Origin of the sequence: Paenarthrobacter sp. AB444 (assembly GCF_028736865.1) — a bacterium.
Classification (GTDB): Bacteria; Actinomycetota; Actinomycetes; order Actinomycetales; family Micrococcaceae; genus Arthrobacter; species Arthrobacter nicotinovorans_B.
In genome coordinates, this window is record NZ_JAQZBY010000012.1 from 115,175 (window position 1) to 130,260 (window position 15,086).

General features: G+C 63.3%; 10 protein-coding genes. 3 read left to right on the forward strand and 7 right to left on the reverse strand.

Annotated elements, in window-relative coordinates; translation table 11 throughout:
- Nucleotides 1-9: 9 nt before the first annotated feature.
- The 5 genes from PQ627_RS15430 to PQ627_RS15450 form a co-directional block, all read right to left on the reverse strand.
- Entirely contained in the window at nt 10-2,088 is a 2,079-nt protein-coding gene (locus PQ627_RS15430) for an ABC transporter ATP-binding protein (RefSeq protein ID WP_274262379.1), read from the reverse strand.
- Nucleotides 2,085-3,818 (reverse strand): ABC transporter ATP-binding protein, encoded by a 1,734-nt coding sequence (locus tag PQ627_RS15435; RefSeq protein WP_144663257.1) that lies wholly within the window; start codon nt 3,816-3,818, stop codon nt 2,085-2,087. Before PQ627_RS15435 ends, PQ627_RS15430 begins: the two co-directional genes overlap by 4 nt.
- A gap of 243 nt (nt 3,819-4,061) precedes the next feature.
- Entirely contained in the window at nt 4,062-6,128 is a 2,067-nt protein-coding gene (locus PQ627_RS15440; RefSeq protein WP_274262380.1) for an MFS transporter, read from the reverse strand.
- Nucleotides 6,121-6,621: a MarR family winged helix-turn-helix transcriptional regulator gene (locus tag PQ627_RS15445; RefSeq protein ID WP_144663255.1), complete on the reverse strand. Its 501-nt coding sequence runs from the start codon at nt 6,619-6,621 to the stop codon at nt 6,121-6,123. Before PQ627_RS15445 ends, PQ627_RS15440 begins: the two co-directional genes overlap by 8 nt.
- An 82-nt stretch (nt 6,622-6,703) precedes the next feature.
- Complete coding sequence (locus tag PQ627_RS15450) at nt 6,704-7,609, reverse strand: LysR family transcriptional regulator (RefSeq protein ID WP_274262381.1); 906 nt, start codon at nt 7,607-7,609, stop codon at nt 6,704-6,706.
- 93 nt (nt 7,610-7,702) lie between these two features.
- Here PQ627_RS15450 and PQ627_RS15455 point away from each other — a divergent pair, with 93 nt between their 5' ends.
- Entirely contained in the window at nt 7,703-8,731 is a 1,029-nt protein-coding gene (locus tag PQ627_RS15455) for an MBL fold metallo-hydrolase (RefSeq protein ID WP_274262382.1), read from the forward strand.
- A gap of 29 nt (nt 8,732-8,760) precedes the next feature.
- Nucleotides 8,761-10,089: an MFS transporter gene (locus PQ627_RS15460; protein ID WP_144663252.1), complete on the forward strand. Its 1,329-nt coding sequence runs from the start codon at nt 8,761-8,763 to the stop codon at nt 10,087-10,089.
- A 48-nt stretch (nt 10,090-10,137) separates the two neighbouring features.
- On the opposite strand, the gene PQ627_RS15465 is transcribed toward PQ627_RS15460, so the two are convergent.
- Nucleotides 10,138-11,841, reverse strand: a complete 1,704-nt coding sequence (locus PQ627_RS15465; RefSeq protein ID WP_274262383.1) for a thiamine pyrophosphate-binding protein — start codon at nt 11,839-11,841, stop codon at nt 10,138-10,140.
- Nucleotides 11,838-12,893 carry an agmatinase gene (gene speB, locus PQ627_RS15470; RefSeq protein ID WP_274262384.1) on the reverse strand — a complete coding sequence of 352 codons (1,056 nt, stop codon included), beginning with the start codon at nt 12,891-12,893 and terminating at the stop codon, nt 11,838-11,840. Before speB ends, PQ627_RS15465 begins: the two co-directional genes overlap by 4 nt.
- Before the next feature lie 218 nt (nt 12,894-13,111).
- Between speB and PQ627_RS15475 the strand changes: the two genes are divergently transcribed.
- The gene (locus PQ627_RS15475; protein ID WP_274262385.1) at nt 13,112-15,085 is read left to right on the forward strand and encodes an APC family permease; all 1,974 of its coding nucleotides are present in this window, start codon (nt 13,112-13,114) and stop codon (nt 15,083-15,085) included.
- Nucleotide 15,086: the final 1 nt, after the last annotated feature.

Consider the following 15,086-nt stretch of genomic DNA (forward strand, 5'->3'; position numbering starts at 1 on the left):
ATTCCGTACTCAGCTGTGCACCGCCGTCGAATCATCCACCGCAGACTCTTGCTCTCCAGCGAACTGGGACATATACAAGCGGTAGTAAGCACCTTCCAGGGCGAGCAGCTGGGTATGGTTGCCCTGCTCCACGATCTGGCCGTTCTCCATCACCAAAATGGTATCGGCATCGCGGATGGTGGAGAGGCGGTGGGCAATCACGAAGCTGGTCCGGTCGGTACGGAGCGCAGCCATGGCTTTCTGCAGCAGCAGTTCCGTTCGCGTATCCACCGAGCTGGTGGCTTCGTCCAGGATCAGCAATGAAGGGTCGGACACAAACGCGCGGGCGATGGTGATGAGCTGCTTCTCACCGGCGCTGACGTTGTTGCCTTCTTCATCGATGATCGTCTGGTAACCGTCCGGAAGGGCACGGACAAAGCGGTCCACATAGGTAGCTTTCGCTGCCTCCATGATCTGCTCTTCGGTAGCATCCAGCTTGCCGTACTTGATGTTGTCGTAGATGGTGCCGCCGAACAGCCATGCGTCCTGGAGCACCATTCCCACCTTTGACCGGAGTTCGGAACGGGTGAGGTCCTTGATGTCCACGCCGTCCAGGGTGATCCGGCCGGAGTTGAGTTCGTAGAAACGCATTACCAGGTTCACCAGGGTGGTCTTGCCGGCACCTGTCGGGCCAACGATTGCCACGGTGTGGCCTGGCTCGGCGCTGAATGACAGGTCCTCAATCAGAGGCTTGTCTTCCACGTAGCTGAACGAGACGTGCTCAAACTCCACATGGCCATCGGTCTTGGCCGGAAGGTGCCGCGTGCCGGTTTCCTGCGTCTCTTCCTCGGCGTCCAGGAACTCGAACACCCGCTCCGCGGACGCGACGCCGGACTGCAGCATGTTGGCCATGCCGGCAATCTGGCCGAGGGGCTGGGTGAATTCGCGGGAGTACTGGATGAAGGCCGTGGCATCGCCCAGGCTCATGGAACCGGAGGCGACGCGGAGACCACCGACGACGGCGATGCCCACGTAGGACAGGTAGGAAACGAAGTTCATGGCCGGGAAGATGATGCCGGAGACAAACTGCGCACCAAAGGATGCTTTGTAGAGTTCCTCGTTCTTCTCATCAAATCGGGTCAGCATGTCGGCATCGCGGCCGAAGACCTTGACGAGGTCGTGGCCGGAGAACGATTCCTCGATCTGACCGTTCAGGGCACCCGTGTTCTTCCACTGCGCGGAGAACAGCTTCTGGCTGCGGGCTCCGATGGCACCGGCAATGACACCGGACAGCGGCAGCGCGATCAACGCGATGAGCGCCAACTCCCAGGACACGATGAACATCATGACGGTAATGCCCAGGACAGTGAGAACTGAACTGACGAGCTGCGAGAACGCCTGCTGCAAGCCCTGCTGGACGTTGTCGACGTCGTTGGTCACGCGGGACAGGATGTCGCCTCGCTGCCGGGTGTCGAAGTAGTTCAGCGGGAGCCGGTTGAGCTTGGCCTGGACGTCATCGCGAAGTTTCTTGATGACCCGCATGACGATCCTGTTGAGCAGCCAGCCCTGTGCCCACAGGAAGATGTTGGCCACGAAGTACATGAGGAGCACCACGGAGATCAGGAACGTCAGCTTGGAGAAGTTGATCCCGTTGGTGAGTTCCATCTTGGACACCATGTCGGCAAAGTTCCCCTGGCCTTGCTGGCGCATGAGCTCGACAAACTGCTCCTGGGAAACGCCCGGCGGAATCTGCTTGCCCATGACCCCGCCGAAGATGACGTCCATTGCGCTGCCCAAAACCTTGGGCGCGATCACGTTGAGGACCACGGAAACGATGACGAGCCCGATCACTATGAACACGCCAACCCGTTCAGGCTTCAGCAGGCCCATCAGCCGTTTGGCAGAAGGCCAGAATTCCTTGGCCTTCTTTGCGGGAACGTCCCCGAACATGCCGCCGTCGGCTTCGGAGGGAACGTACTCTTCCTCAACGAAGTCATCGTCATCCAACGCTTCGGTTGCGACCTCTGCCGCAGCTGTTGCCTTGGCGTCCTTCGCGGCTTGGGCCTTGGCAGCCCAGCCGCGCTTCTTTTGCTGGTCCTGCCCGCTCATGCCACTTCCTCCACGCTCAGCTGGGATTCGACGATTTCCTGGTAGGTGGGTGAGGTTTCCAGTAGTTCGTCGTGCGTTCCCCGGTCGACAATGCGGCCGTTGTCCAGTACCAGGATTTCGTCGGCGTCCGCAATGGTGGAGACGCGCTGGGCCACGATGATGACCGTGGCATCCTTGGTCTTGCCCTTCAAGGCCTTTCGAAGCCTGGCATCGGTAGCAACATCCAGCGCCGAAAAAGAATCGTCAAACAGATAAACGTTGGGCTTGGTCACGAGGGCCCTTGCGATGGACAGCCTCTGGCGTTGTCCACCGGAGACATTGGTACCGCCCTGCGCGATCCTTCGGTTCAGGCCGGAGGACTTCTCTTCCACAAAGCCCTTGGCCTGGGCGGTTTCCAGCGCGTCCCACAGTTCCTCGTCCGTGGCATCGGGCTTGCCGAAACGCAGGTTGTGCTCGATGGTCCCGGAGAACAGGTAAGGCTTCTGGGGCACGGCGGAGACCCGGCTGGTGATTTCCGAGGCGTCCATCTCGGTGACAGGTACGCCGTCGAGCAGTACCTCACCGGAGGCGACGTCGTAAAGCCGCGGCAGCAGCGAGACCAGGGTTGTCTTTCCCGCACCGGTGGAGCCAATGATGGCGAGGGTCTTGCCCGGCTCGGCGGTGAAGGAGATATTGCTCAATACAGGCGCCTCGGCCCCCGGGTACTTGAAAGTGACATCGCGGAACTCCACGTGTCCCCTCTTTTGTGCCGGCACCACGGGAGAAGACGGGTTGTGAATGGAGGGCTCGACCTCAAGGACCTCGCCAATGCGGTCTGCACAGACAGAGGCGCGGGGAATCATCATGGCCATGAATGTTCCCATCATCACGGCCATCAGGATCTGCAGGAGATACTGCAGGAAGGCCGTCAGGGAGCCGACCTGCATATCGCCCGAATCAACGCGCTGGCCGCCAAACCAGAGCACCGCCGCGGTGGACAGGTGCAGGATCATACCGATGGCCGGGAACATCAGGACGAACAGGTTGCCGATCTTCACCGATACGGCCGTGAGGTCCTGGTTGGCGTCACCAAAGCGCTTGGCCTCATGCGGTTCACGAACGAAGGCGCGAACCACCCGGATGCCGATGATCTGCTCGCGGAGCACACCATTGATGGCATCGATCTTGGCCTGCATGGAACGGAACAGGGGCATCAGCCTGACCACGAGGTAGCCAACTACTGCGACGAGCACGGGAACGGAGACCCAGACGAGCCAGGACAGGCTGAGGTCCTCCCGGAGCGCCATGATGATGCCGCCAACACACATGATGGGTGTCGAAACCATGAAGTTAAGGCCCATCAGCACCAGCATCTGCACTTGCTGGACATCGTTGGTGCCGCGGGTAATCAGGGTGGGGGCGCCAAAACGGTTGACGTCCTGGGCCGAAAAGCTGCTGACCTGGCGGAACACGCTGCGGCGGAGGTCGCGGCCAATGGCCATCGCGACGCGGGCGCCGAAGTACACGGCGATGATGGCTGTGAGCACCTGTCCAAGGGCAACTGCGAGCATGAGCGCACCGGTTCGCCAGATGAAGTCGGTGTCGCCGCGGGAAACTCCCTCATCAATGATTTTGGCGTTGAGGCTGGGAAGGTAGAGCGTGGCGATGGTGGACGCCAACTGAAAAATCAGCACGGCCACAATCTGCGGCAAATACGGCTTGGAGTAGCGCCGTATCAGGGTGACAAGCATGCCCACGGGTCCTTAGAAAGAGTGAGTTAATGTGACGTAAGAAAGTTTTGCAGCAGGGGCTGACAGTATTAGCCTCCCCACTCTACGAAATCTGTTGCCCCGGCGAAACAACTTCGGGAAAAGATCATCCCAGCGGATTAGTTGTCGTGTCGCGGCTGCTTCATTGGGGGCCAAACCCGTCCCGGGAACGGCAAAGCGCCGGATGGATTCCCAGCCGGCGCCCTTCCTTACGGGCCTGTGGTTCTAGCCTGCGTGTTTGCCGTGTTCCTGGCGGGCTTCAGCCCCCTGCAGGAGAAGCAACGCCATCCGTTCCTGTTGCCTGCGTTCGCGCTTGAGTTCCTTGCGGATCGCCGCCAGCTCATCAGCCGTGGCCGCCTGCTGTTCCGCAATGCTCTGCTGCTCCCGCAAACGGGCCTGGAGTTCCACGTTGGCGCGGCTGAGCTGCAGCTGCTGTTCGGCCAGGACGTACTGGGTACGGGAGAGCTGCTCCTGTACTTCCTTCACGTCGGCGGTGGCGTTGGGCCGCTCCTGGGTCAGGATCCGGGCAAACTCGAGGTCCAGATCGGTTCCCGGGTCCTGCTGGCGAACGGCGCGGTCCGTACCGGAAAGGGGACGTCCGGCATCCGGGCGGCTTGCGCCGTCGTCGTTCTTCACGGCGTCTGCGGAAACGGCGTCCATGGAGGACGTGTCCAGCGACATCCCGGCTTCACCGGATGCCGTTGCCACCAGTTCCTTCTCGGGAGCTGCATCAACCGTGCGGCGCAGCGGACGCTCCTTGATGAACAGCACTGCCAAGAGGGCCACGACGCTGATAACGGCCGAGATCAGGAAGATCTGGGCAGTGGCATCACCGTAGGCCGCACGCATGATGTCGGCGATCGGTGCGGGCATGTCCGCCAGGTCCATGCTGGCGCCGGAGCTGCCGCCCTGGACAGGAATACCGGCCGCAGCCAGTCCCTCGACGGCCAGGTCCTTCACATGGTTGGACATGACGGCTCCAAGAACCGAGACGCCGATTGCGCCACCCACCGAGCGGAAGAACGCCACGGAAGCACTCGCGGTTCCGATGTCCTTGGCCTGCACGGTGTTCTGCACGGCCAGCACGAGGTTCTGCATCAGCATGCCAAGGCCCAGGCCGAACACGCCGGTGTAGATCGCCACGATCCACAGTTCGGTGGTGTGGTCCATGGTCCCGGCGAAGGCGAGGCCGCCAATCAGGAGCACTGAACCTGCAATCAGGAACCTTTTCCACTTGCCGAAGCGGCTGATGAGGACACCGGACGCCACGGAGCCCACGAGGTTGCCGGCGATCATGGGGAGGGTCAGCAGGCCGGCCTCGGTCGGCGTGGCGCCGCGGGCCACCTGGAAGTACTGGCCCAGGAAGGTGGACGAGCCGAACATCGCGATGCCCACGGCGACCGAAGCGATGATGGCCAACGCGGTGGTGCGCTCGGAGATGATCTTGAGCGGGATGATCGGCTGGGCAACCTTGGTCTCCACGAACACCAGGAGGGCCAGGAGGGCAACGCCGCCACCGACCATGAGGGCGGACTGCCACGAAACCCAGTCGTAGTATTCCGGGTTGCCGGCGAAGGAGACCCAGATCAGGAGCAGGCTCACGCCCGAGGTCAGCAGGATGGAACCGAGCCAGTCGATCTTGGCCGGGCGCTTGATGTGCTGGATCTTCAGGGTGATCTGGAGCAGGATCAGGGCAACGACCGCAAGGGGCACGCAGACGAAGAACGTCCACCGCCAGCCGAGGGGGCTGTCCACGATGAAGCCACCGAGCAAAGGTCCACCGGCGGTGCCGACCGCCATGACGGCGCCCATGTAACCGGAGTACTTGCCACGGTCGCGGGGCGGGATCATGGAGCCGATGATCGCCTGGGCCAGGGCCGTGAGGCCACCCATGGCGATGCCCTGGATCACGCGTGCCGTCAGCAGCAGGGGGATGGTCTCGGACAGTCCGGCCATGACAGAGCCGGCGACGAAGATGATGATGCTCAGCTGGACCAGGAGCTTCTTGTCGAAGAGGTCAGCGAGCTTGCCCCAGATGGGGGTGGTGGCAGCGTTGGCCAACAGCGCGGCCGTGATGACCCAGGCGAAGTCGGTCTGGGTGCCCTTGAGTTCGGACATGATGGTGGGCAGCGCGTTGGCAACGATCGTGCTGCTCAGGATTGCCGTGAAGAAGGCCGCGAGGAGGCCGGTCAGGGCTTCCATGATCTGACGGTGGGTCATGGGCGCGGCCGCCTTGGCCGCGGTGTCCACCGCCTGTCCGGGGACTGCGTTCTGCGTTGCTGGTTTAGCCATTCCGGGCTCCTAAGCTGTTTTGGTCTGTTGTGTGGGAGCCGGCCGCCGTTGCCCGGATTGAGTCCTTCAGGGATTCAGTGAGTTTGTTGATGACCTGGGAGGCCTCGAGGGCGTCCGCCTCGCTCCAATCCGCCAGGTAATCCCGCAGTCTCACGCTGCGTTGTTCTTCGAATTCGCGCAGTTTCGCTGCGCCCCGCTCGGTCAGGGCCAGCAGTTGGGCCCTGCCGTCGGCCGGATCCGGCCGCCTGGCAACGAAGCCGAGCTCCTCGAGCTCCGCGACGTGGCGGCTGAGGACCGGCGCACTCACGCCAAGGCGCGCGGCCAGGTGCGTGGCCCGGGTCTCCCCCTCGCCAATGAACCGCATGACACCCTGTACCGCCATTCCGACGTCGGGAACGCGGGCCATGTGGGCGGTCACCACGCAGCGCAGAGTCCGCTGCAGGTCGAAAATCTGATGCACAAGATCGGTTGCTGTGGCAGAACCGACAGACATGTAAAACACCCCTTTTTGTTTGCCTAAAGCAACTATACCCCAGATTGATTGCTTTGGGAAACTAAAAGAGTGCAGGCGAGGATCACTGCTCCTGCTGCGTCAATTCCCGGGCTGCGGCAATGACTTCCTCCACGCGCCGCGGGCGGCTGACGCCGGGAGGGACCACCGCTACCAGTTCGTTCAGGGGCAAGGTGTCCTCGATCGGCACCAGCGCAACACGCGCCCCCGTGTACAACGACTCGATTCCGGGCCACACATTGGTCACCGAATACGCACGTCCGCTCGCCACAATGCCCCGGATGGTTTGGGCAACGACACTGCGCCAACGCACCTTCGGTTCGATACCCGCCGAATGGAACATCGCAATGACGCGCTCCGCGCTGGGCGGGACGTCGAACAGAACCACGTCCTCTTGCGCCAAATCGGCAAAGCGCAGGGACTTCCTTCCCGCGAGCGGGTGGTCCTCGGCGAGCATGAACTGTGGCCGGGATGCTGCCACCTTGAGGATTTCGACGCCGGGAATCGCCTGGAGTGAATAGATGAACGCCACGTCCAATTCCCCTTCCGCCGCTGCGCGCTGGAGCTCCTCGGCATTCCCTTCCACGAAGTCGAGTTCAACCTCCGGCCACTTGGCGGCGAAGACCCGGATAAGTTCAGGGATCAGTCGCGGCGAGATCGCGATCATGCAGCCGATCACCACACGTCCACGCATGTCCTGGTGGGAACCGCGGAGGGCTCCTTGGAGATCAGCCGCCTCCCGGAGGATGCGCCGTGCCCGCACTCCGAGTTCGACCCCTGCCGGGGTTGGTTCAACGCGTTTGGCGCGGGTGCGGATCAACAGATCGAGGCCGAGGTTCTTCTCCAGTTGTGCGATGGCCATGGACGCAGCGGCCTGGGAGATATTGCTCTCGCTCGCGGCCTTGGTGAGTGATCCGTGGTCCAGGACCGCCACGAAATACTCCAGCTGCCGAAGCGTAAACTCACCCATTAGTTCTCCTTATGAACTTCTTTGAATTGATTGATTATACAAGTGACGTGTTCCAGACCACACTGGAGAAAAGCCACTCAACCAAGGAGAACCATGACGCCGTCGTCATCCCTGAAGCCGCACATCGTCACCCTCGGAACCGCTGGCGGACCGCGATGGTGGGCGGCGGCCGACTCCGGCGAGCGCACCGGTATCGCCACCGCCGTGGTGGTGGGAGAGGCTTTCTACCTCGTCGATTTCGGCCAGGGAGCGGGACGCCGGCTCAGCCAGTCGGGCCTGGAGCTCAAGGACCTGAGGGCTCTGTTCATCACCCACCTGCATTCAGACCACGTGTACGACCTCGCCGGCTTGGGCATCTTCGGCCTCTACGCCTTGACCCACCGCACGGAGAACCCCGTGAAGATCATTGGACCGGGCAACCGCGGTGAGCTTCCTGCAGTGTCGCCGCGCGCCGTCGTCGCCCCTGAACCGCTGGCGCCGGAGAATCCGACGCCGGGCACCCGCCAGATGTTCGAACAGCTCATGAAGGCCCACGCCACCGACCTCAACGACCGCATCCTGGACAGCCTCCGCCCGAGCCCCTTGGACATCTTCCATGCCGAAGACATCGAAGTTCCCGCCGAAAGCGGATACCACCCCAACAACAACCCGACGCCGGATATGGAACCGTTCGAGGTGTACCGGGACGAACTGGTCACTGTCACGGCAATCCTGGTGGAGCATCCGCCCGTGGCTCCCGCGTTCGCCTTCCGTTTCGACACCGCCGAGGGATCCGTCACGATCTCCGGCGACACGGCGTATACGCAAAACATGATCACGCTGGCCCAGGACACCGACCTGCTGCTGCATGAGGCCATTGATTTCGCCTGGGTTGAGTCGCTGTACGCGGACAAGACCGACGAATCCAGCCGGGCCTCCCGCGATCACCACTACAAGTCGCACACCAGCGTCCGCGACGCCGCGAAGCTCGCTGCGGTTGCCGGCGTCGGCCACCTGGCCCTGCACCACCTTGTCCCCGGTTCCGCCTCCGAATCCGTCTGGCAGGAAGCCGGCGAGCACTTCTCCGGGACGTTCACCATCCCCAATGACCTCGACACCATTCCGTTCGCCCGTCAGCGCTGACGAGCCAGAACCCCAACCTGAGGAAGAACATGAGTTCAGCACCAACAGCCCCGGACACAGGCGCTGCCACCAGCACGGAAACGTCCTTGAACACCAAGGACATGCGCCGCATCCTCGCCTCCAGCTTCATAGGCAGCGCCATTGAGTACTACGACTTTGTCCTCTACGCCACGGCAGCGTCCCTGGTGTTCAACAAGGTCTTCTTCGCCAACCTCGGCCCCGGCTTCGATTTGTTCGCGTCCTTTGTCACCCTCGCCGTGGGATACATTGCCCGGCCCGTGGGCGGCCTCATCTTCGGCCATTTCGGCGACCGCCTGGGCCGCAAGCAAATGCTGGTTCTCTCCATGCTGATCATGGGCCTTGGCACCACGGCCATCGGCCTGCTGCCGACCACAGCCCAGATCGGCATGGCAGCTCCCCTGGCACTGGTGATCCTCCGCCTGGTACAGGGTGTGGCTGTTGGTGGTGAGTGGGGTGGTGCTGCTCTCATGGCCATTGAGCACGCACCGAAGAAACACCGTGGGTTCGCGGCTGCCTTCGCGAACGCCGGCGGACCGGCCGGCGCTATCCTCGGGACGCTCGCGCTGTCCTTGTTCGCCGCTATCTCCGGCAAGGACTTCCTGGTGTGGGGTTGGCGTGTGCCCTTCCTGCTCAGCGCGCTGCTCATTGTGGTGGGCATGGTCATCCGTTTGAAGGTCGCTGAAACCCCTGCCTTCCAGCGCCTGGAAGCGGCCGGTGAAAAACGCCGGGTGCCCTTGCTCGATGTCCTGAAGAACAACCCCCGCGCTGTGGTCCTGGGGCTGCTGGCCACCACGTCGTTCTATGTTTGCCAGTCCATGACCACCGTCTGGGGCGTTTCCGTAGCTGTGGAGAGCGGCGCCGACAAGAACGGTGTGCTCAACATCAAGGCGGTCGCGGCGCTGCTGACCCTGGTCATCTGTTTCTACTCCGCCCGCCTCAGCGACCGTATCGGCCGCCGTCGTGTCCTCATCGGAGCCTCCGTCCTTGGCGCCGTGCTGGTCTACCCCATCCTGATGCTGATGAGCAACGGTGAGCTGTGGGGCTTCGCGGCAGCCATCATCCTGGGCAACGGCCTGGTGCAGGGCTTCCTCTATGGCCCGATTGCCGCCTACGTCGCCGAGCAATTCCCCACCCGCAACCGCTACACGGGCGCATCGCTGGCCTATCAAGGGGCTTCGATGATCGGCGCAGGCTTCACGCCGATGATCGTGGCCGGGCTTAGCCTGGCAGCCGGTGGTGGAATCTGGCTGATTGCCCTCTTCTGGATCGCCGCGATGCTGGCGTCGGCCATCGCAGTCAAGGCAACCCCGGAAGGCACCAAACGCGACCTCGACTAAACACAGGAAGCCCCCGCACAAAACACTGTGCGGGGGCTTCCTTGTGTCCTAGTTGCCCAGGTGCGTGGGGCCAAACATCTTCAGCAGGGTTTCAACTACGACGACGTTGGGTCCGTCAGCTTCGAAGGACGCCTTGAGCGCGTCCCCCACGTCCTCCGGGGATACCCGGCGGGCCGGGACGCCGAAGGACTCTGCCAGTTTGACGAAGTCAGGGCGGGCGAGTTCCGTGGCCGTGGCCTGGCCGAAGGCACCAACCATGTATTCGCGCAGGATGCCGTAACCGCCGTCGTCCACGATCAGCCAGGTGACCGGAACGTTGTGCTGCTTGGCCGTGGCCAGTTCCGAGATGGAGTACATCGAGGAACCGTCACCGGAAACAGCCAGCACACGGCTCGGCTTCCCGGTTGTTTCCAGGCCTACGGCACCGCCGATCGCGGCCGGGAAACCGTAGCCCAGGCCGCCTGCGCCCTGGGCGGAGTGGAACTGGCCCTCGCGGGCGTCCCAGCAGCTCCAACCCCAGTACGCGGAGATGGTCATGTCCCAGAACGTCTGCATGTCAGCCGGTACAGCCTCACGGATGTCCGACATGAACTTCAGTTCCTTGGCCAGGTCCTGTGCTTCCAGGCGGGCCTTGACCTTGGCCAGGGATTCCTTGACGACTTCCTCCGGGCTGCTGCCGTGCCAGTCGCGTTCGGTGGCGGTGGCAGCGCCGGCGGCACTGAGGGCTTCATCCAGCGCAGCCAAAGCCTGACCGGCGTCGGCACGGATGCCCAAGCCGGGACGGTTGGACTCCAGGACCCGGGGTTCGGCGTCGATCTGGATGATCCGGCCGCGGGGCTCGAACGTGAAGTAGTTCGAGGTCACCTCACCCAGGGACGAGCCGATCACGATCAACACGTCCGCGTCCTCCAGGACGTCGGTCATGTACCGGTCCTCGATCCAGGACTGCAAGGACAGCTCGTGGTTCCACGGGAACGCGCCGTTGCCGCCGGGGGTGCAGATCACCGGGGCGCGCAGCTGCTCGGCAATGGAGAGCAGCGACTTCTCTGCCCGGCCGCGGCGGGTACCGCCGCCAGCGATGATCGCCGGACGTTCCGCCGTCGAAAGCCACTTAACCGCTTCACGGACCAGCTCCACGCGGGGCGGGTTGTCGAAGGCCTCAGCCAGCGCGTCCTCCACCGGCGGGACCATGATCGGATCCAGCAGCACATTCTGCGGGATCTCGATCCAGACCGGACCCTGCGGCGAGGAAATAGCCTCGGTCCAGGCATCCTGGATAGCCGAGGGGATGCCCGAAGCATGCTGGATCAGGCGCTGGCTCTTGGTGACGTTCGCGGCCGATGCCTTCTGGTCATCGAGCTGGTGCAGCATGCCCTTGCGGCGCGCGCCCAGACCGTCCAAGGGGATCTGGCTGGCCACCACCACCATGGGCACACCCGTGGCATACGCTTCCTGCAGACCTGCCAGGGACGTCAGCGCGCCTGGACCGGTCGACAGGAACAACACCCCGACCTCGCCCGTCGCGCGGGAGTAGCCGTCCGCGGCGAACGCCGAGTTGTTCTCCACCCGGGAAGACACGAAGTGCAGATTGCCGCGGCCCATGGCGTCAAACAAGCCCAGCGCATGCTGGCCAGGGATACCGAAGACCGTCTTCGCGCCAAGCGCCTCAAGGGTCTCGACGACGAGATCCCCACCATTGCGCTGGTTGGTGCCCTTGGTAGGGGCTGCTGTGCCGGGGTCGAAATCAATCATCGCTGCGTGGCCTTCGCGAGTTCCTCGATGCGGGCACCAAGGGCCTGCTGCGCATAGCCGTTCGGCGCGCCGTGGCGGTCACCCTCGACGGCGTTGTCCGCCATCAGGGTCACCAGTTCGTAGGCAACATGGCTTCCTGCCACGCCCGTGATTTCGGCGTGGTCATAGGCCGGGGCGACCTCCACGACGTCGGCGCCCACGAGGTTCATTCCACGGAAGCCACGGATGATTTCCAGGAGCTCCCGGCTGGTGATGCCGCCGGCTTCGGGGGTACCCGTGCCGGGTGCGTGCGCCGGGTCCAGGACGTCGATGTCCACGGAGATGTACAGCGGGCGGTTGCCGATGCGGTCGCGGATCTTGGCTACGGTCTCAAGGACGCCCTGGTAGTAGACGTCAGCGGAAGTGACGATGCCGAAGCCGAAGCGGTGGTCGTCGTCGAGGTCCTTCTTGCCGTACAGCGGACCGCGGGTTCCGACGTGGCTGATTGCCTCGGTGTCCAGGATGCCTTCCTCGACGGCGCGGCGGAACGGAGTGCCGTGGGTGTATTCGGCACCGAAGTAGGTGTCCCAGGTGTCCAGGTGCGCGTCGAAGTGCAGCATAGCGATGGGCTCGCCGGCGCGCTCTGCGGCTGCGCGGAGCAGCGGGAGGGCGATGGTGTGGTCACCACCAAGGGTCACGAGCTTGCTGCCGTTGGCGGTCAGGTCCAGCGCGTTCTGCTGGATGGTCTCGATGGCCTCGTTGATGTTGAACGGGTTCACGGCCATGTCGCCGGCGTCGGCGACCTGGATGTTCTCGAACGGGCTGACGTCCCAGGCCGGGTTGTACGGACGGAGCAGGCGGCTCGCTTCACGCACGTGGTTGGCGCCGAAGCGGGCACCGGGGCGGTAGGAAACACCGGAGTCGAAAGGCACGCCGACAACGGTGACGTCGGCCTTGGATATCTGGTCCAGACGGGGAAGCCGGGCGTAGGTGGCGGCGCCGGCGTAGCGCGGAATGCGGGATGAATCGATGGGGCCGAGGTTGCCGTTGGCCTCAATACGGAGCTCTTCCAAAGTTGCGCCACTCCTTAGGTTGGTGGGTTTGAAACGGGGACTGTGACACCCATCATACACTCAAAGTTGCCTAATATGCATCACTTGTTTACATCTTCCCGGAGGAGTGAGATGCCGCTCACAGCGGGCGTAAAGATTCCATAAAAACCGGTGTTCCGGCGTCGGGCGCCACCATACGCTCCTTGCGGAAGCAGCACCCTGCTGCGCGAAAGGACACCGTGACCACCCTGTCGAGGCCTCCGGCCGATCCGGCCAACCGGCCCAAGAATTCCTTCAAGCTCAAGCCCTGGCTGCTGGAGGGAATGCCGGACACCTCAGGCAAGCGGCAAGGCCCCCACGGCCAGCCCTCGGAGTCGCACAAACCGCAGGCATGGTGGAAGGTCATGTGCCTTACGGGCCTGGACTACTTCTCCACGTTGGGCTACCAGCCGGCCATCGCGGCACTGGCGGCAGGGCTGCTCTCGCCCTTGGCCACGCTGCTCCTCGTCACGGCCACACTTGCCGGCGCGCTGCCCGTTTACCGCCGTGTGGCCAAGGAAAGCCCACGCGGTGAAGGTTCCATCTCCATGCTGGAGCGGCTGCTCCCCCGCTGGGGCGGCAAACTCTTTGTCCTCGCCCTGCTTGGCTTCGCGGCGACGGACTTCATGATCACCATCACGCTCTCAGCAGCCGACGCCACGGCCCACCTCATCGAGAACCCGTTTGCGCCTGAGTTCCTTGAAGGCCAGAACGTAGTCATCACCCTGGCCCTCATCGCGGGCCTTGGCATCGTCTTCCTCCGAGGCTTCAAAGAGGCCATCAACGTTGCCGTCGTCCTGGTGGGCGCCTTCCTTCTGTTGAATCTTGTGGTCATCGCCGTCTCCATCGGCCACGTCTTCACCGAGACCCGCGTCATCACGGACTGGTGGACCGCACTGACCACATCCCACGGCGATCCCATCATGATGATCGCCCTGGCGCTGCTGGTGTTCCCCCGTTTGGCACTTGGGCTGTCCGGTTTCGAAACCGGCGTAGCTGTGATGCCCCAGATCAAGGGCCACCCCACGGATACAGAGGCGAACCCGGCCGGGCGCATCAAGGGTGCGCACAAGCTCCTGACCACCGCCGCGATCATCATGAGCTCATTCCTCATCACCTCCAGCTTCAACACTGTCATGCTGATCCCGGCCGCCGAATTCGAGCCAGGCGGGAAGGCCGACGGCCGCGCACTGGCGTTCCTCGCCCACAGGTTCCTTGGTGACGGCTTCGGGACCATCTACGACATCAGCACCATCGCCATCCTGTGGTTCGCCGGCGCCTCCGCCATGGCCGGGTTGCTGAACCTTGTCCCGAGGTACCTGCCCCGCTACGGAATGGCACCTGCCTGGTCACGGGCACTGCGCCCGCTGGTCCTCGTTTTCACGGTGATCGCCTTCATCGTGACCATCATTTTCCAGGCCGACGTCAACGCCCAAGGCGGCGCCTATGCCACCGGCGTCCTGGTCCTGATCACCTCGGCATCCATCGCCGTGACACTATCGGCGCGGCGGAAGAAGCAGCGCGCACAGGTGATCGGCTTCGGCATCATTTCCCTGGTATTCATCTACACCACAGTGGTCAACTCCATCGAGCGGCCCGACGGCCTCAAGATCGCCGCGCTCTTCATCCTGGCGATCCTGGTGGTCAGCTTTATCTCCCGCATGCGGCGGGCCTTCGAACTGCGGGCCACGCACATCAAGATGGACCAAAAGGCTCTGGAGTTCACGGCCAACAACTCCGATGGACCCGTCCGGATCATCGCCCACGAACCCAAGCGCTTCAGCGCCGACAGATACCGGGAGAAGTTGCAGCATGCCCAGCAGGCCAACCACCTCCCCTTGGACTGCGACGCCGTGTTCATCGAGATCATCGTGGACGACAGCTCGGACTTCGAACAGGAACTCCAGGTGGTGGGCAAGGAACGGCACGGCTACAAGATCCTGGAAGTCCACAGCAACAATGTGCCCAACACGCTGGCCGCGGTGCTCCTGCACATACGCGACGTCACCGGCTTCATGCCGCACATCTACTTCCGCTGGACCGAGGGCAACCCCATCTCCAACCTGAGCAGGTTCCTGTTCTTCGGCGAAGGTGAGATCGCCCCGGTGACCCGTGAGGTGCTCCGGGAAGCCGAGCCGGATATCACCCGGCGCCCCTGGGTCCACGTGGGCTAAG

What these genes read in the sequence shown, in the direction of transcription:
- PQ627_RS15435 (WP_144663257.1), bottom strand. Translation starts at nt 3,818, where the DNA reads ATGCTTGTCACCCTGATACGGCGCTACTCCAAGCCGTATTTGCCGCAG.
- PQ627_RS15440 (WP_274262380.1), bottom strand. Translation starts at nt 6,128, where the DNA reads ATGGCTAAACCAGCAACGCAGAACGCAGTCCCCGGACAGGCGGTGGAC.
- PQ627_RS15430 (WP_274262379.1), bottom strand. Translation starts at nt 2,088, where the DNA reads ATGAGCGGGCAGGACCAGCAAAAGAAGCGCGGCTGGGCTGCCAAGGCC.
- PQ627_RS15450 (WP_274262381.1), bottom strand. Translation starts at nt 7,609, where the DNA reads ATGGGTGAGTTTACGCTTCGGCAGCTGGAGTATTTCGTGGCGGTCCTG.
- PQ627_RS15460 (WP_144663252.1), top strand. Translation starts at nt 8,761, where the DNA reads ATGAGTTCAGCACCAACAGCCCCGGACACAGGCGCTGCCACCAGCACG.
- PQ627_RS15445 (WP_144663255.1), bottom strand. Translation starts at nt 6,621, where the DNA reads ATGTCTGTCGGTTCTGCCACAGCAACCGATCTTGTGCATCAGATTTTC.
- PQ627_RS15455 (WP_274262382.1), top strand. Translation starts at nt 7,703, where the DNA reads ATGACGCCGTCGTCATCCCTGAAGCCGCACATCGTCACCCTCGGAACC.
- PQ627_RS15465 (WP_274262383.1), bottom strand. Translation starts at nt 11,841, where the DNA reads ATGATTGATTTCGACCCCGGCACAGCAGCCCCTACCAAGGGCACCAAC.